This window comes from Chitinophaga eiseniae, from assembly GCF_012641265.1.
Classification (GTDB): domain Bacteria; phylum Bacteroidota; class Bacteroidia; order Chitinophagales; family Chitinophagaceae; genus Chitinophaga; species Chitinophaga eiseniae_A.
On the sequence record NZ_JABAHZ010000002.1, the window covers coordinates 249109 to 266293 of the forward strand.

The 17185-nt window shown below is 44.8% G+C and carries 19 protein-coding genes; 10 read left to right on the forward strand and 9 right to left on the reverse strand.

Annotated elements, in window-relative coordinates:
• Positions 1-18: 18 nt before the first annotated feature.
• The 7 genes from HGH91_RS08575 to HGH91_RS08605 form a co-directional block, all read right to left on the reverse strand.
• Entirely contained in the window at positions 19-1551 is a 1533-nt protein-coding gene (locus HGH91_RS08575; RefSeq protein ID WP_168738059.1) for a M28 family peptidase, read from the reverse strand.
• 127 nt (positions 1552-1678) lie between these two features.
• Positions 1679-2137 (reverse strand): ribose 5-phosphate isomerase B, encoded by a 459-nt coding sequence (gene rpiB, locus HGH91_RS08580; RefSeq protein WP_168738060.1) that lies wholly within the window; start codon positions 2135-2137, stop codon positions 1679-1681.
• Between the two features lie 30 nt (positions 2138-2167).
• A complete protein-coding gene (gene tatC / locus HGH91_RS08585; protein ID WP_168738061.1) occupies positions 2168-3025 on the reverse strand; it encodes a twin-arginine translocase subunit TatC in 858 nt (285 codons plus the stop codon).
• Between the two features lie 592 nt (positions 3026-3617).
• The gene (locus HGH91_RS08590; protein ID WP_168738062.1) at positions 3618-4889 is read right to left on the reverse strand and encodes a hemolysin family protein; all 1272 of its coding nucleotides are present in this window, start codon (positions 4887-4889) and stop codon (positions 3618-3620) included.
• Positions 4890-4931: 42 nt separating this feature from the next.
• Positions 4932-5501 (reverse strand): guanylate kinase, encoded by a 570-nt coding sequence (gene gmk, locus HGH91_RS08595; RefSeq protein WP_168738063.1) that lies wholly within the window; start codon positions 5499-5501, stop codon positions 4932-4934.
• 129 nt (positions 5502-5630) lie between these two features.
• Positions 5631-6941 carry a UDP-N-acetylglucosamine 1-carboxyvinyltransferase gene (murA, locus tag HGH91_RS08600; RefSeq protein ID WP_168738064.1) on the reverse strand — a complete coding sequence of 437 codons (1311 nt, stop codon included), beginning with the start codon at positions 6939-6941 and terminating at the stop codon, positions 5631-5633.
• Complete coding sequence (locus HGH91_RS08605; protein ID WP_168738065.1) at positions 6938-7660, reverse strand: DUF4290 domain-containing protein; 723 nt, start codon at positions 7658-7660, stop codon at positions 6938-6940. Before HGH91_RS08605 ends, murA begins: the two co-directional genes overlap by 4 nt.
• 142 nt (positions 7661-7802) lie before the next feature.
• Between HGH91_RS08605 and HGH91_RS08610 the strand changes: the two genes are divergently transcribed.
• Together HGH91_RS08610 and HGH91_RS08615 are read left to right on the forward strand one after the other, a co-directional pair.
• Entirely contained in the window at positions 7803-8555 is a 753-nt protein-coding gene (locus HGH91_RS08610; RefSeq protein WP_168738066.1) for an SDR family NAD(P)-dependent oxidoreductase, read from the forward strand.
• Positions 8556-8612: 57 nt separating this feature from the next.
• Positions 8613-9320, forward strand: coding sequence for an alpha/beta fold hydrolase (locus HGH91_RS08615; RefSeq protein ID WP_168738067.1), 708 nt, complete (start codon positions 8613-8615; stop codon positions 9318-9320).
• A 7-nt stretch (positions 9321-9327) separates the two neighbouring features.
• Here HGH91_RS08615 and HGH91_RS08620 read toward each other — a convergent pair whose 3' ends face one another.
• Positions 9328-10260 carry a tryptophan 2,3-dioxygenase family protein gene (locus HGH91_RS08620; RefSeq protein WP_168738068.1) on the reverse strand — a complete coding sequence of 311 codons (933 nt, stop codon included), beginning with the start codon at positions 10258-10260 and terminating at the stop codon, positions 9328-9330.
• 48 nt (positions 10261-10308) lie between these two features.
• On the reverse strand, positions 10309-10776 hold the full coding sequence (locus tag HGH91_RS08625; protein ID WP_079471223.1) for an Lrp/AsnC ligand binding domain-containing protein: 468 nt from the start codon (positions 10774-10776) through the stop codon (positions 10309-10311).
• A gap of 522 nt (positions 10777-11298) precedes the next feature.
• On the opposite strand from HGH91_RS08625, the gene trmB reads away from it, so the two are divergent.
• The 8 genes from trmB to HGH91_RS08665 all read left to right on the forward strand — a co-directional run bounded on the left by trmB (position 11299) and on the right by HGH91_RS08665 (position 17130).
• Positions 11299-12006: a tRNA (guanosine(46)-N7)-methyltransferase TrmB gene (trmB, locus tag HGH91_RS08630; RefSeq protein WP_168738069.1), complete on the forward strand. Its 708-nt coding sequence runs from the start codon at positions 11299-11301 to the stop codon at positions 12004-12006.
• On the forward strand, positions 11978-12190 hold the full coding sequence (locus HGH91_RS08635; protein ID WP_168738070.1) for a DUF5522 domain-containing protein: 213 nt from the start codon (positions 11978-11980) through the stop codon (positions 12188-12190). The genes trmB and HGH91_RS08635 overlap by 29 nt, the downstream gene beginning before the upstream one ends.
• The gene (locus tag HGH91_RS08640; RefSeq protein ID WP_168738071.1) at positions 12108-12539 is read left to right on the forward strand and encodes an MGMT family protein; all 432 of its coding nucleotides are present in this window, start codon (positions 12108-12110) and stop codon (positions 12537-12539) included. Before HGH91_RS08635 ends, HGH91_RS08640 begins: the two co-directional genes overlap by 83 nt.
• 42 nt (positions 12540-12581) lie before the next feature.
• The gene (locus tag HGH91_RS08645; RefSeq protein ID WP_168738072.1) at positions 12582-13025 is read left to right on the forward strand and encodes an IPExxxVDY family protein; all 444 of its coding nucleotides are present in this window, start codon (positions 12582-12584) and stop codon (positions 13023-13025) included.
• Between the two features lie 84 nt (positions 13026-13109).
• Entirely contained in the window at positions 13110-13340 is a 231-nt protein-coding gene (locus tag HGH91_RS08650; RefSeq protein WP_168738073.1) for a 4a-hydroxytetrahydrobiopterin dehydratase, read from the forward strand.
• Positions 13341-13362: 22 nt separating this feature from the next.
• A complete protein-coding gene (locus HGH91_RS08655; RefSeq protein WP_168738074.1) occupies positions 13363-15447 on the forward strand; it encodes a histidine kinase in 2085 nt (694 codons plus the stop codon).
• Between the two features lie 27 nt (positions 15448-15474).
• Positions 15475-16227 carry a LytR/AlgR family response regulator transcription factor gene (locus HGH91_RS08660; RefSeq protein WP_168738075.1) on the forward strand — a complete coding sequence of 251 codons (753 nt, stop codon included), beginning with the start codon at positions 15475-15477 and terminating at the stop codon, positions 16225-16227.
• 267 nt (positions 16228-16494) lie between these two features.
• Complete coding sequence (locus HGH91_RS08665; RefSeq protein ID WP_168738076.1) at positions 16495-17130, forward strand: TetR/AcrR family transcriptional regulator; 636 nt, start codon at positions 16495-16497, stop codon at positions 17128-17130.
• The last annotated feature ends 55 nt before the right edge of the window (positions 17131-17185 follow it).

The following is a 17185-nucleotide window of genomic DNA, read 5'->3' on the forward strand; positions in this document are numbered from 1 at the left end:
AGCTCAGCTATAATAAAGTTATTTTTCATGACGGTCTATTACCAACCGGTGCTCACGGTTAGCAATATCCCAAGCGGTGTAAAAAACCAATTGTGCCCGTTTGGCGAGCAGGTCATAATTGATTTTGTCTACCGTATCGGTAGGCGCATGGTAATCGGCATGCGTACCATTGAAGTAAAAAATGATGGGAATACCATGCTGCGCAAACATATAGTGGTCTGACCGGTAATAGAAGCCCTCGGGATCATTAGGATCGTTGTATTTATAATCCAGTTTTAAATGGGTGTAGGTATTGTTAGCCCGCTCATTAATAGGGCGTAAGGCCGAACTGAGCTTATTATCGCCTATAATATACAGGTAGTTGGTATCTTTTTCATGTGCCGGATCTATGCGCCCTATCATGTCGATATTCAGATCGGTAACCGTTTGCTGCAACGGGTAAATGGGATGTTCGGTGTAGTATTGCGATCCGAGGAGCCCTTTTTCTTCGCCGGAAACTGTCATAAACACCATACTTCTGCGTGGGCCATGACCGGCTTGTTTAGCCCGGGCGAAGGCGGCAGCTATCTCCAGTACTGCGCAGGTGCCAGAGCCGTCGTCATCGGCGCCGTAAAAAATCTCGTCGCCCTGTTTCCCCAGGTGATCGTAATGCGCCGTCACGAAAACCAGCTCCTCTTTTTTATCGGTGCCCTCCAGGTAAGCCAGTACATTGGATGGCTGGTAGATAGTGGCGGTTTTATCGAATACAATACGTACCGGCGTTTTGATCAGGGAAGGTACCTTAAAGCCCTTATCTATCTCCTCCAACAAACGGTCGTTACTATCTACGCCAATAATGGCAGCAGCAAGCGTGGGCGTAATGAAATATACATTGGGATGGGCGGTCGTATCTTTCTGAGAATAAAGCCCTGTCATGCGAATCTTCTGTTGATTCAGCGACCGGTAACGGCCGGCAGACGGAGAAATCACCAGTACAGCTACCGCTCCCCTGGCTTTAGCGGCTGCAATACGTTCGTCCAGGTTGCCTTTATCCCGGTATGTGCCGCGTTTTACCATTTCCCGGATCATCACTACCTGCCCTTTTACATCCAGGTTATGATAGTCATTGTATTCACCCGTCACAATTCCCTGATCCGCATATATTATCTGGGAGATATTGATATCCTGGTTCTCGCCGGCGCGGAGGTCGGAAAGAAAGTCCTGCCCATATAAAAAGGTTTTATTCCGAACGGTAATGCTGCTGTTTACCAGGCTATCGGAATATAACGGATAATATTGCTGCCACTGGCCATTAGCGCCTGGTTTAAGCCCTACAGCGGCAAACTGGCCTGCTATATACGCTGCTGCTCTTTCCTGCCCTGCCGTGGTGGTTTCCCGCCCTTCCATCCCCGGACCTGCAATAATGTGCAGCTGTTTACTCAGCTTTTCTGCGGTAATGGTTTGACCATATTTTGCTGCAATGGGATTCTCTACGGGAGCAGGAGTGGTTTCTACCTGCGCCTGCACAGTAGTCAAAAGGAATAAGCAAATAACAGTAGCTGCAACCCGCATGAGGCACGATTTTATTGAACAATCACCTGGATACTAAATAAAAAGAGCCGGTTGGAAGCCGGCTCTTTAATATTACTACATTTTCGTGTATTCGTTACAGCAAAAATTGATATATGGCGTTAAACCATTACAGGCAGGCCATTTTGCGCACCCTGTCCTGGTGGCGGCCCCCTTCGAAAGAGGTGCCCATAAATACTTCCACCATTTGTGTAGCTACCGGAATGTCTACAAAACGGGCGGGTATACACAGCACATTGGCATTGTTATGAGAGCGTGCGAGCCTCGACAATTCTTCTCCCCAGCAGATAGCCGCCCTGATGCCCTGATGCTTGTTGGCAGTGATAGCTACACCATTGGCACTGCCGCAAACCAGGATACCAAATGCAGCCTGTTCTCTTTCCACCGCAGTAGCTACTGGGTGTGCGTAGTCGGGGTAATCCACAGAATCTTTGGAGTAGGTCCCATAATCTTTTACCTGCAGACCTTTGGATTCAAGGAAAGAAATTATCTCTTCCTTATACTCAAACCCTGCGTGATCTGAGCCAATTGCTACAGGCAGAGCAAGATTAAATATAGTATTTTCCATTTCAGTTACTTTGTTTACAGTTATAGATAATTAAGACCACTCTTCCGCCTCTGTTTTCGCCAGCTTATCTTCACGATCTCTCATCGCCTTTTTGGATATAAAGATACTGATTTCATACAGACAGTATAAAGGCGTAAATACGATCAGCTGATCTACCAGGTCGGGCGGGGTGATAATAGCTGCCAGGATCAGGATCACCACAATAGCATGGCGCCTGTAGGCCCGCAGGAAGTCTGGGGTAAGAATGCCAATCTTAGTGAGGAAAAATACCAGCACCGGCAATTCAAACAGTAATCCCATACCTAACACGATCTGCGTCATCAGGTCCATGTAATCGTCTATAAAAAACTGGTTAACAGCTTTTGTTGTTACCGTATAGGAAGCCAGGAAGTTAATAGTAAACGGCAACATCAGAAAATAAGCAAAAGCGAGACCCAGGAAGAACTGGAAGGATACCCAGAAGATTACGCCCCTGGCGCCCCTCAATTCCCTTTCTTTTAACGCTGGTTTTACGAAACGCCAGAATTCCCAGAAGATGTATGGAAAGGCGCAAACAAAACCGATAATAAATGCCATTCTGAATTGCAGCATAATCTGCCCTACCATCTTATAGTTCAGGAACGTCACCTTTACGGGCGTAATACAGAGCTGATTGCCCAGCCCTACCCAGTGTCCCAGCTTGCACAAGGCGATATAGGAAGGGAAGTTGGCATTGGTAGGCCCGAAAATAACGTTGTCAATAATTTCCTGGGTATAAACGAAGCCAAATATGCTGAATGCCACGAGTGCCAAAGCCGATCTGACGAGGTGCCACCTTAAATCTTCCAGGTGGTCGAAAAAAGACATCTCTGCCTTGTCCTCATTACTTGAGAAAAATTTCTTTAACATACTTTATATGATCGAACGATATTGAAAACTGTTTGCTATTAAGGATCACAAATATAGCGGTTGGATACTACAAATTAGAGTAGCGTTGGCATTTTAATGCTGCTTTAAGTAATTGATCGGTAAAATGTGAGAGAAAAAATAAAGTGAGGAGGATAAAGGGAAAACAGAGGGAAAAGTAGGTAAAAAAAAGAGCCAGCCCGAGAAGAATCAAGAGCCGGCCTTTCATCCATTGTTTGTTAACCCCAAAAAAGTTGAATTCGAGAATGTCTTTAGCTTCCAGTTAAACTACTTACCCAATTGATGGCAAGCGTTCAGTATAAGTAAGAATTCCTGGTTGCGTTTTATTTTGTAATACAAAAATAACAAGAATTATTTTATTATCAATGTTGGAACACTTTTTTTACAACCTTTTAACAAAAATCAAATCATTGTGTTACATCATCTAGAGCAAATGTATACAATCCGTGTTAAATTCCTACTACTTTTTTTAAAAACGTTTTAGCTAATTTGTTATTGACTCGTTAATACTAGTATTAAATAAATAATTATATCATATTAATATCTGATAAGTCAACCTGATTCACAGTAACCCCTACACTAACATTTTCATCTTCACCATTTCGATCCGGGTATCTGTAACATTCAGAATATCAAACTCATAGTCATCGATAATGATGCGTTCTTTGATCTTCGGAATGGTTTCGTGGTGGTTGATTATATACCCTGATAACGTTTCACTTTCGTCTTCCGGGAAATCCAAGCCATATCTTTCATTCAAGTAATCGAGCTCTAATCTGCCTGAAAAAATATATTCTTTCTCGGCAATCTGCTTCTCTACAAACTCTTCCTCATCATGTTCATCCTTTATATCGCCGAATATTTCTTCCAATACATCTTCAATCGTAACAATCCCGGCTGTTCCGCCAAATTCATCTACTACCCAGGCAATGCTTCTACGTTCCTTATTAAATTTACTCAACAGGTCGATAGCGCTCATTGTTTCGGGCACAGCCAGTATAGGATGGATAATGGAATTGATATCCTTCGGATTTTTGAACATATCTAACTGGTGGATATAACCGAGGATATTATCGATGGAGCCTTCGTAGATGATAATCTTTGAAAGCTTGGTATCCATGAATTTTTTCTGCGCATCACTAATAGGACGATGAATTTCCATGGCTTCAATCTCCTTGCGGGGAATAAGGCAGCCACGGATTTTTACATGTGCCAGGGACAATGCATTTTCAAACAGCTCTGTATTCAGGTCCTGGTTGTTTTCACCGAAGTGCTGCTGCGACTGCCTGACGAAGTGCTCTACATCCACACGGGTAAAGGATTCCCCGTTTTCCAGCAGTCGCACATTAAACAGGTATTTCAGCATCCACTCAGATATGGATACGAGTACATTACCTATTACATAGAGCGGTTTCGCAATTAATGAAATGGGCAATGCAAAAAAGCTGAGCAATGCTTCCGGCCTGGACCTGAATATGGCCCTGGGAATAAAGAAACCCAGGAAAAGCATGATCAGGCTGGCCAGTATAACCTCAATGAAAATAACAAATGGTTGCAGGCCAGCGGCTTCAGATTTGCCCATGAAAGAATCCCAGGCAGGCTGAAAGACGCCCGCCACCATAATGCCGTAGATCACTACGGTAATGGTAAATCCCACCAGGCTGGTTGCCAGGAAACGACTAGGGTTTTCATTCAAACTGGCCAATATCTTACCAGTAGCCCGTCCCTGCTTCTTTTTCAGCTCAATGCTCAATTTATTCACATTGGCAAAGGCGGCTTCTATACCAGAAAAGAAACCCGCCAGCAGTACGAGAAAAACTAAAATAACAATTGTGTATCCGTCCATCCTAACAAAAATAAGGAATTAGGAAAACCAACGATCAAACCGCTATTTTATATTTAAAAAATCTGTCACCAGCTTTTTTACCTCTTCATATGCCTTTTCCAGTTCATCGTTCACCACAATCTGGTCAAACTCATGCGAGAAGGACAATTCGTAGCGCGCTTTAGCCAAACGCTCCTCCAGGGAAGCCTGCGTTTCGGTACCGCGTTCGCTGAGCCGCACCCGTAGCGCCTCTAACGATGGTGGTTGTATGAAAATAGTCAACGCATTTTCATGATACTTCTCCTTAATAGATAATGCGCCTTTCACATCAATATCTACCATGGGGATCTGCTCGTTACTCCAGATACGTTCCAGCTCACTTTTGAGGGTGCCATAATATTTACCGGCATATACCATTTCATATTCCGCAAAAGCATGATTGTCTATATGCTGATGAAATTCATCTGCAGACATAAAATAGTAATCCTTCCCGTTTACTTCATTGGCCCTTGGCGTACGGGTACTGGCTGAAATAGAAAAAGCCAGTACGGGCAGGTTAGCCAGTAACTTTTTAACGATGGTGGTTTTACCGGCGCCTGAGGGAGCGGTAACAATGATGATCTTTTTTTCCATTAGTAATAATAAAGTAGTTGTAGCTGACTATGCCAAATGCAAAACCCAAAAACCAGTAAAAAGTCTTGCTGGTATTTGGGTTTTGTAAATAGCTTCTGCTACTATGATAGCTTAAATAGCGTGCAGCTGTTATACTCGTTTAATATCCGCACCCAGTTTTCTCAACCTCTCATCGATATACTGGTAACCGCGGTCTATCTGGTCTATATTCTGAATAGTACTCTTTCCTTCTGCGCTGAGGGCGGCAATAAGTAAGGATACCCCTGCACGGATGTCGGGAGACGACATAGTAATACCGCGGAGCGGGTGCTGACGGCCCAGGCCAATAACTACTGCCCGGTGAGGATCACACAACACAATCTGTGCGCCCATGTCTATCAGCTTGTCGACAAAGAACAGGCGGCTTTCAAACATCTTCTGGTGAATCATGACACTGCCTTTTGCCTGAGTGGCTACTACCAGCACAATACTGAGCAGATCGGGCGTAAAGCCGGGCCAGGGATGGTCTGATATAGTCAGTATAGATCCATCCAGGAAAGTTTGTATTTCGTAGGAATCCTGTGAAGGAATGTAGATATCATTACCACGAACCTCCATTTGGATACCAAGTTGACGGAATTTTTCCGGGATGATGCCCAGGTGTTCGATACCGGCATTTTTGATGGTGATTTCGCTTTGCGTCATCGCCGCCAACCCTATAAAGGAGCCGATTTCTATCATATCCGGCAGCATACTGTGTTCACAGCCACCCAGTTGCGTTACCCCTTCAATGGTGAGCAGGTTGGACCCTACCCCACTGATACGGGCCCCCATACGGTTCAGCATTTTGCAAAGCTGCTGCAGGTATGGCTCACAGGCCGCATTATAAATAGTGGTAGTTCCTTCCGCCATTACAGCCGCCATTACAATGTTGGCTGTACCTGTTACGCTGGGTTCATCGAGGAGCATGTAAGTGCCTTTCAATCCTCCTGCTGTTTCCAGGCGGAAGTAGTTGTCGTCGGCATCATATACAAACCGGGCTCCCAGCTTTTCAAAACCAATAATATGGGTATCGAGCCGGCGACGGCCTATTTTATCACCACCGGGTTTGGGAATGAAAGCACGTCCAAACCTTGCCAGCAACGGTCCTGCAATCATCACAGAACCACGGAGACGGCCGGATTTCTTTTTAAACTCGGGACTTTCCAGGTATTTCAGATCTACATTATCGGCCTGAAACTCGCAGGTATCGCGACTTATACGGTTTATTTTTACACCTGCATCTCCTAGCAACTCTATCAGCAGATTTACATCTACTATATCGGGAATGTTAGTGATAGTAACCTTTTCGGGGGTTAACATCACGGCACTGATGATTTGTAAAGCTTCGTTTTTGGCACCCTGGGGTATAATTTCCCCCTTTAAGCGGTTGCCGCCTCTTACTTCAAAAGCACTACTCACTTGTTCCTGTTTTTGTTGTATTTGTTATTGTGCTTATTGTTATTTCCGCCGCTTTTATTTCCGCCGCTGTTGCTGCTTTTGAATTTATTCTGCTGGAAATTTTTTCGTTTGTTGCTGGAACGGAATTGTTCACCGCCTCCGGCTACATTTCCGCTGCCACCAGGGAAGTTAGCAGGAGCAGCCGCAGAACCGCTGCTATGGCCCGGGTGGTATTCCAGCTGACCATTTGTGATGGCCAGCAATTCGGCCTTAATGGCGTCATCGTGTACACTTTCTTTATGCCAGTTAGTGTAAGCCAGTTTCATATAATTACCGATACACTGGGTAAACCCTTCTTTCATTTCGGGGTTTTCCTCATGTACGGCTTTATCTATGATCATTTCCAGGTTTTTTCCGAAGTGACGGTTCCTGGGATATTTTTTAGGGTAAGGCAGTCTATCTGGTTTAGCTCTCAACTTTTCAATAGTAGGAATCGGGTAAGGTGATTCTACTTTCAGGGTAAAACCGGAGATATTAAAGATATGGTCCCATAATTTATGCCTGAAGTCCTCCACATTCCGTAAATGCGGGTTCAGCGTACCCATAAGCTCTATCACGGCCATAGCATTACGCTGACGCTCATCGTCGTCTTCTATGGTTCCCAGGTACTCCACCATTTTCTGGATATTCCTGCCATACTCCTTCATTATCAGGTAATTACGCGTGGTATTGTATTCCATTACTAGTATTTAAAAAAACATGATTTGATGATGGGACATCTTAAGTGAAGAAAATTAATCGGCAACATCTATGCAAACATAATAAAAAAATATGAGGAACATTTCATCGCCCGGTATTGTTTATAAGAGCAAAATGTTTGTTATGGAAGTACTGAAAAACAAGGTAGCACTGGTAACAGGCGCCGGTTCCGGGATTGGTAAAAGCGTGGCGGAACTCTATGCCAGGAACGGGGCAAGTGTAGTGATCAGCGACATCGATGAAAAGGGCGGAGAAGCGGTTGCCAAAGCCATTCAGCAAGCCGGTGGCAAAGCCATCTTTGTAAAATCAGATAGCGGTAATCCCGGCGACTGTGAGCAGCTGGTCGCCAAAACCCTGTCGGAATTTAAACAACTGGACATTGCCTGCAACAATGCCGGCATCGGCGGCGCGGCAGCCCCCACCGGTGAATACAAACTGGAAGAATGGCAAAAAGTTATCAACATTAACCTCAACGGCGTTTTTTACGGCATGCGTTACCAGTTGCCAGCCATGGAAAAGGCCGGAGGCGGCGTGATAGTCAATATGGCCTCCATCCTGGGAGCTGTAGGCTTTGCCGGCTCCTGTGCGTATGTAGCGGCCAAACATGGGGTGGTAGGGCTTACACAGGCAGCAGCGGTTGAATATTCAGCCAAAGGTATCCGGGTCAACGCCGTAGGCCCTGGTTTTATAGAGACACCCTTATTAACCAAACACCTGAGCCAGGAGCAAATGCAGGCCCTGGTAGGGTTACATCCGATAGGAAGATTAGGCCAGCCGGAAGAAGTAGCAGAAATGGTATTGTGGCTGAGCAGCCCTCAATCTTCCTTTGTCACCGGCGGCTATTATCCCATTGATGGCGCTTACCTGGCCAGGTGATACAAGTGAAAGCCTGCCGCTTTTTGCTTCTTAAAAAATGTTTGCTAGTTTTAGTCAATGCAAACAAATAAGCTCCCCATACTTTTTTTACATGGCGCATTAGGCGCTGCCTCTCAATTTCAGCCATTAGCTGCCGGGTTATCAGAACATTACGAGGTACATCAGCTCAACTTCAGCGGCCATGGCGATGCGCCGTTTTCTGAGCAGGGATTCAGTATACAGGTATTTGCCGCAGAAGTATTATCCTACCTGGAAAACAAGGGACTCGACTTCGTACATGTTTTCGGGTACAGCATGGGCGGGTATGTAGCCATGTACCTGGCCAGGCACTATCCTGAAAAAATTGGCCGCGTTATTACACTCGCCACCAAGTATAACTGGAATGAAGCTACTGCCGGCAAGGAAGTAAAACAGCTGGACCCGGTAGTAATTGAAGAAAAGGTGCCTGCTTTTGCGAAGCTGCTGGCCGAACGGCATACGGCAGGCGACTGGAAAACGGTGGTATCCCGTACTGCCCAGCTGATAGAAGAACTGGGACACCAGGCATTACTGAAACCCCATGATTATGCGCAGATCGTTACCCCCTGCATGCTGATGATGGGCGACCGCGATAATATGGTATCCTTCCAGGAAACCATTGAAGTATACAAAGCCTTGCCACTGGCCCAGCTCACGGTGTTGCCCGACACGGCGCACCCCCTGGAAAAGGCAGATGTACCCTTACTGGCCTATTATATCAGGCGGTTTACGACCCAAAATATCTGAGGTATTATTAGTAGTGGTCCATGGCCAGCTTTCCCCAGTTATCGAGGTCCGCTTCGGTCCATAGCTCAGGGAAAAAGACAATGCGTTTATTTTTCGGCGGCAGGTATTGTTGCCAGTTGGTGCCACCTGTAGCGGCAATATCTTCCGGGGTTTTGTGGAGATATCTTACGGCTGATTTATAATGTACCAGGGGCCAGCGTACGTTGACATTCAGATCATATTCCTTTAATAAGGGCGCCACAATAGCCTGATCGGCGGGAGAAAGCTGCTGGTAGCGGGCTTCCAGGTGGTGGTACTCGTATTGGGTAGCCATCTGGAGAAAATCATCCATATACTTCAGCTCAAACTGCCGCAGGGTAAGTGTTTTCTTGCCGGTAGCCAGTTCGGTGGCGCCACTACGCCAATAAATATTCTCCAGCACCTCTTTCAGGGGCGCTTCCTTCAATGGAGGACGCATAGGTTCATATACCAGGTTGATTAACCGGGTAGAGCCAATTTCTATCATCCGGAACTGGCCGCTCTGAAAGCCGCTGGCAGGCAATAATGCCATGCGGAATTGCAGGAACTGTTCTTTATCCATCCCATCTACCATTATTTCAAATGAGCTGATAAGGCTATGGAAATAGTTGTTAATCCGTTTGAGTTGGGTAATAAATACTTCAGCCGACAGCACCGGTGCCAGCGCTATCTGTTCGATGGCCTGCAACGATAATTTAAAATACAATTCCGTGATCTGGTGATAAATAATGAAAATTCTTTCATCAGGAATCGGCGTGCGCGGGTGTTGCAGGTTGAGCAATACATCCAGCTGAATATAATCCCAATAGGTAAGGTAGTCCGCGTACAGTAAGCCATCGAGGTAAGCCGACAGGTTCTGGCCCATAGCGGCATACTTTTCCTCCAGCTGTCGGATTTTCTCGGCGATTTCTGGTGTAACCATAATGGAATTTAACGATTAAACGTGAAAAGGTTCCATTCTGGCCCTCTGCTATTCCACTACGTTGATTGTTCGGTAAAAGCTTTCTTCCAGGGAAATAAGGGTTTCAGTTCTTTCGATGCCTTTTATTTTCTGTAATTCATCATGGAGAATACGGCGAAGCTGGGTAATGTCTTTACAGATAATTTCAGCAAACATGCTGTAACTGCCTGTGGTATAATTAAGACGTACCATTTCGGGGATTTTCCTTAATTCTTTGGCTACCGTGTCGTACATGGAGCTTTTTTCCAAATAAATACCGATAAAAGCAATTACATCGTAGCCAATCATTTTTAAATCTACATGTAATTTAGTACCTTTAACTACACCCAGTTCTTGTAATTTCTTCATTCTCACGTGGATAGTCCCGCCGGAAACGAACAATTTCTTCCCCAGGTCGGCGTAAGAGATCTCAGCATTAGACATCATCTCGCTGATAATCTGCAAATCGAGTTTGTCAATATTCAAATTGTGGCTCATTTTTACAATTTGTTTTTGAATGTATTAAAGTTATATGCAAATATTTAAAAAATATCGAAAATTCCAAAATTTCTCTTAAAAAATTTGCAAGAAACTACCCTTCTCTTTAGATTTGCATCATAATCATTACACAAACGGCTAACGACAAGCAATAGCAGGTAATGATATAAACACACTGTGGGATGATGAAATTGGCAGACATGCCCTCTTGTCTCGGGGGTGGGGATCACAGGATAAACGTAGTATAATTGGGTTGACCACTAATCTTATTTGTGCTATGGCTAACTGCCCCGTGGAGGTTCGACTCCTCCTCCTACAGCTTAATTGGTTTAAAGAGCTCGTAAGTGATTATGCTTACGGGCTTTTTTTTTGAGCAGAAAGCTGGAGGCAGAAAGCAAAAAGCTATCGAAGCGATTGGCAAAAGAAGATATTAAATAATATATCCATTTGCTTTGATCAATCGCTTCGATAGCTTTTTGCTTTCTGCCTTCAGCTTTCTGCTTTTTCTTATTTTTGCCGCAAATGGGACAAAAAAAATTACAACGATTTGCTGAAATTGAAACCTTCCCCAACGTATTGATTTACCCGGAAGGTATGCAGGGAAAATGGAATGAATTCTTTAAAAACAACCACCCTGTTACATTAGAACTGGCCTGTGGCAAAGGAGACTATACCCTGGGCATGGCCCGGCTGTTTCCGGATCAGAACTTTATTGGAGTAGACCTGAAAGGCAACCGTATCTGGAGGGGCGCTAAAACGGCCATGGAAGAACCGCTTCCCAATGCCGCCTTCCTGCGCACCCAGATCGACAAACTCAACAACTATTTTGCGCCGGGGGAAATTAAGGACATCTGGATTACCTTTCCGGATCCGTTCCTCCGCCAGTCCAAATCAAAGAAAAGGTTAACGCATCCTAAGTTCCTGCAGCTGTTTCAGCCACTGTTGGCGCCAGGTGCTACCATTAACCTGAAAACGGACTCCCCGCAGCTGTATGCTTTCACACAGGAAGTGATCAGTGCGGCGGGATGTACCCTGATAGAAGATATTGCTGATGTATATGCTTTGCCGGAAGTGCCGCCATTATTGAAAATACAGACCTATTATGAAGGCATGCACCTGGCAGATGGCAGAACCATCCGTTATCTGAAATTTCAATTGCCTGCTGCTCCGCTGAACTGGCAAAGCATAAAACTGCCATCAGATGAAGCAACCGTTGGTGGAGAAGATTGACTTCTATTATAACGCCGAGGGCTATATGGTATTTACTGAAAAGTTCCATTTAGACCGGGGGTATTGTTGTGGTAATGGCTGCAAGCACTGTCCTTTTGATTATGAAAAAGTACCTGAACCCAAAAGAGCTACCCTCCTTGCCCGTAGACGGGAAGAAGGAGAAAAAGGAAAAGAAAACCGGTGAATCGGATTCTTTCTTTAAAACAGTATTTAAAATAGCCCGTACCATTCCACGCGGCCGGGTCACTTCCTATGGCGCCATTGCGGATGCCTCCGGGTTGAAGCTGACCGGCCGTATGGTTGGCTGGGCAATGAATGCAGCCGGCAGCGCCAAGCCGGCCGTTCCTGCCCACCGGGTTGTCAACAGCAAAGGGGAACTCAGTGGCAGCAGCCACTTTGCCACTCCCACGCTGATGCAGGAGTTACTGGAACAGGAAGGCGTAGTGGTAAAAGCGGATAAAGTGCAGGATTTTAAAACTGTTTTTTGGGATCCCGCTAATCCTTCGGGAAAAAGCCGCAAAAAGAAAAAGTAGATTTTTTCAATATCCTGACTGGATGTACCGTTACTTTTCTATATGACAATACTCAAGTTAAAGCTGGACCAGGAGCAATTAGTGGAGGATTTCTTTGAAAACACCCACCTGATCGGGATTGCATCTTCTGCGAGAGATTACCAGTTGTGCTGGCATATTAACCGCCAGCTGCACACTAATTTCCGGGTAAATAATAACCTGGAAATCACGCTCTCCAAGAGAAGCAGGTCTTTCCATTTTCCCGTACTTGAGTTCCTTGAACCCACCAACTCCGTAGCGCACTACTTCTACAACAATCACTGCCAGGCAGAATTCCTCCTGCCGGAACTCAAACAGATCCATTTTCTCTGGATGATCAAGGGCGATTATTACCAACCCCATGATGTAAAAAAATTATTGGAAGAATTACGCATTGTTCCGCTGGTACAATTAGTATCTTTACTGGACATCAGGGAAATCAAAAACAAGATGAACCTTATTTTTTAAGACAGGCACTACACAATAACACCTGATAATATTTAACCAGATTCGAAGAAAGACCCCTTGTTTTACCTTTTAAACCCCTGAGTTATGTGGGAAGAAAGAAACAAACAGCTTTACCGGGCATTTGAATTCAAAGATTTTCGGGATGCGTTTGCATTTATGACCAAAGTGGCGATGGTAGCTGAAAAAATGGACCATCACCCAAACTGGCGTAATGTTTATAACAAAGTGGAAATATATCTGAGCACACATGATGCAGGGGATGTTATCACCGCCAAAGATGAAGCATTAGCCAGCGCCATTGATAAATTGCTATAACTAACTATATATAAGACACTTTGTGAAGCGCATTATTTTAATGCTGCTGTTGTACTGTTACACTGCAGAATCCTTTGCCAACGTCGATCGTACGCCCGTAGATACATTGATCACTGATGCCGCATTTGCTCCCGCAAGTATGGATCTGAGGCCTTATATCAATATTATTTCCGACGAACAGCAACAACTTACCATTGCACAAGTCAGCCGGCTTGCCTTTCACCATGATGAAACCGTATTTCATAATTATCCCAAGAACAACGGACAGGTGAACAACTGCTGGCTGAAACTGACCGTAAAAAATCAATACAATAAGCCCCTGTCCTACCGGCTTTTTTCCGGATGGCATGACTTCATGTACTGGTATAGCCAGGCCCCGGGCAGTTCCCCACAGTTATTGATGCAAACCGGGTTAATGCTGGACAACGGCGGTGTAGAACGGTGGCACCATTATGCCTTTAACGTGCAGGTCCCTCCCGGGGAAGTACGTACCTTTTACCTGCACATCATCAATAAATCCTACAATGAAAATGCCCTGATGCCATTCCTTTTCAGCACAGAAGGCTATGCCCTTTTCCGCGACCAGCAGCTGGATATCTATCGCAAAGAGGCCGTTGTGATACAAGTACTATTGGGTATGCTGATGGTATTCTTCAGTATCTCTATTATTAATTATATACAACTCCCCGATAAATCATATATCTACTTTGCGGCTTATGTGCTGGGGCTTATCCTCTTTTTCGCCCTGCGGCTGGAGAGTAAACCATATCAGCTCTCTTTCTTCCACCGCTGGCCCATGCTGAAATACTACTGGGATATCCCCGGTTTACTGTTCTGCTTTTACCTGATGTACCTGTTGTTTGGAAACGCCTTTCTGAACCTTACGGAGCGATATCCTTTTATGGAGCGGGTATTTACCTGGGTAGCCGCTATTGTAGGGGGATTGATCATTTTCTGTATGTACTGTATCCTGGAGGAACAATATCATTTACCCACGATCATTTACAGTTATGTATACTTTTTAACGCTGATCCCTTTGCTGGCGGTATTTGTAGCGTTGGCAAGACGTTCCCGGCACCATCCGCTGGTCAGGTTCTTCCTCTATGGCTCCGTTTGCCTGTACCTGGCCTGTTTCGGCTCTTTTCTCATGCATGTACGGCCATTGGGATTACTCAGCGCCCTGGGAGAACTCGCGGCTCCTACTATGCTATTGATTGGCGGCGTACTGTTACAGGCCATGTTTTTCCTGGCAGGCCTCAGCTACCGGAACAAGCTGGTGCACCTGGAACGCACCCGCACCCAGGAGCTACTGATCAAACAGTTAAATAAAAACAAAGAGCTGCAACATAAACTCAATGAGCAACTGGAAGAACTGGTAAAGGAACAGACTACGGAAATATTACGTAAAAAACAGGAACTGGAAGAACAACGAAAGATACAACTGGAAACAGAATACGATAAAAAGCTGACGGAGATTGAATTAAAGGCCATCCGTGCACAGATAAATCCACACTTCATCTTTAACTGCCTCAACTCCATACAGCTATTCGTAATGCAGCGCGATTATGAGTATGCGCAGAAATACCTGTCGGACTTTTCTTACCTGATCCGCAAAACGCTCGACTTCTCCCGGCGTAATTTCATATCCCTCGCCGATGAAATTACCTATCTCAATACCTACCTGGGATTAGAGAAAATGCGTTTTGAAAACAGGATGGAATACGAAATTGTGGTAGATCCGGTGATCGCCACAGCAGAATTGGAAATCCCGGCCATGCTGTTGCAGCCTTATGTGGAAAATGCCGTGAAACATGGCATGACAAATCCCAAGCAGCCAACCGGACAGCTATCTATCTATTTTAACCAGGTAGCTTCGGATATGCTGGAATGTATTATTGCCGACAATGGTATTGGCATTGCACGTTCTAAATCCTTGCGTATGCTGCCCAAACACCACCAGTCGTCGGGTATGGAAATCAGCCAGAACAGAGCAGAATTGCTGAATAAAATGTATAACACCGAAATCCATATAGAAATTATTGATAGATCATCTGATGATGATTCAGATAGCGGCACAACAGTTAAAATACTGATCCCTCAGTTATAATTCAGTGTATCCGTTAATGTTACTTATATGATAAAGGCTATTATTATAGATGATGAGAGGAACAGCCGGGACATTATTGCATTGATGCTGGAGAAATATTGCCCTGGGATTACCATTGCCGACACAGCGTCTGACTGTGCTGATGGTATTAAAAAAATCAAAAAGCATTGCCCCGACCTGGTATTCCTTGACCTGGAAATGCCCGATGGAACGGGATTTGACGTACTTTCAGGTACCTTGCCGGACATCCCGTTCGAAGCTGTGTTTGTAACTGCGTTTGAAAAGAAGTTCCTCCACGTAATCCGTTTCAGCGATGTAGAGCTGATCCTGAAGCCTATTGATAAAGAAAGCTTGCTGCAGGCCGTGGCGCTGACGAGCGCCCGCATTAATGCCGGTGATCCGAAAGACCGGTACCGCGTATTGCTGGAGAATTTTAACAACAGCAAGCCCGTGGCCTGGAAGTTATTGATACCCGCCACTAACGGAGAGGCCTATACTATACAGTTTCCGGCTATCGAATACCTGGAAGCACAGGGCGACAACTGCCTGTTTTACCTGAACAACGGAACAAATATCACGGCCACCCAGTCTTTCCGTTACTATGCCGACCTGTTTACCACCCTACGCTTTTACCAGGTTAATAATAGCCAGATGATACAGCTGGCCAATGTGAGTCATTTAGATGCCTCGTCCAGTAAAGTAGTGCTGAAAAGCGGTGTGGTACTGGAAATTACAGAGCGGAGGCAGCGCGACCTGGTACATAAACTATCACATTCCTAAACGGCGGGTTACGTATATCCATTCCCGGTAATTTTAAATTTTCAATTTTTCAGGAGCTCCCTTTTTGATTTGTTTAAAGTATTGCCAACGTTTTTGTTAACGAAACCTGTTTATCCGGCATTTCTGTGCATTTTGATATCATGCGCGAAGAGTACGTAACAATTTCTTAACAAAAAAATTTGGTGAAATAACTTTTGGTTGTACATTTGACCCGCAAAACAAAATAGTCAAACAGTCAATTTTGCATTTGCGCCCAACCTACACCTTATGGCAGAACAGGACCAGAAACGTATTATGATTCTGGAAGCGGCATTGAAGCGCTTCAAGCGGTTTGGCTTGTCTAAAACTACCATGGAGGAGATAGCGAGGGATCTGGAAATATCGAAAGGCTCTTTGTATTATTATTTTTCTGACAAGGAATCCATATATGTAGCAGTTGTGGAGCGGATGATAGCTGATTGTTTCCTGGACATGTCGGCCTATGTAGAAACCGCCCCTACTATCACTGCTATCATAGACCGTTACCTGGCATTGAAAGAAAAAATGTTGCTGGAATATCATTTTCTATTTGGTGTAAATGAATGGATTAAAGACGTTCCCTCCAGTTTGATGCGTCAAACGATAGAGTTATTGCAACAGGTAGAAATTTCTTTTCTTTCCGCCACCATTGCGAAAGGCGTGGAAAATGGTGAATTGCATGAGGGAACAGATCCTGAACTAACGGCGCAGTTACTGGTAAACGTATTATTTGGCTTATGGGTAATATGGTGCAAGTGGCAGGCGGCTGGCTTTGATCCTCATGATAAGGATGGCTTGAAGTGCTTTATGAACCGTGAACGACAGGTATTGAATATATTTTTTAATGGATTAAGATATCGACCAAACATCAACAAGGATTGCTAGCAAGTATGTAGAAGAATCAAGACACAGGAATAGTTTTAATGAATATTTAAATTTA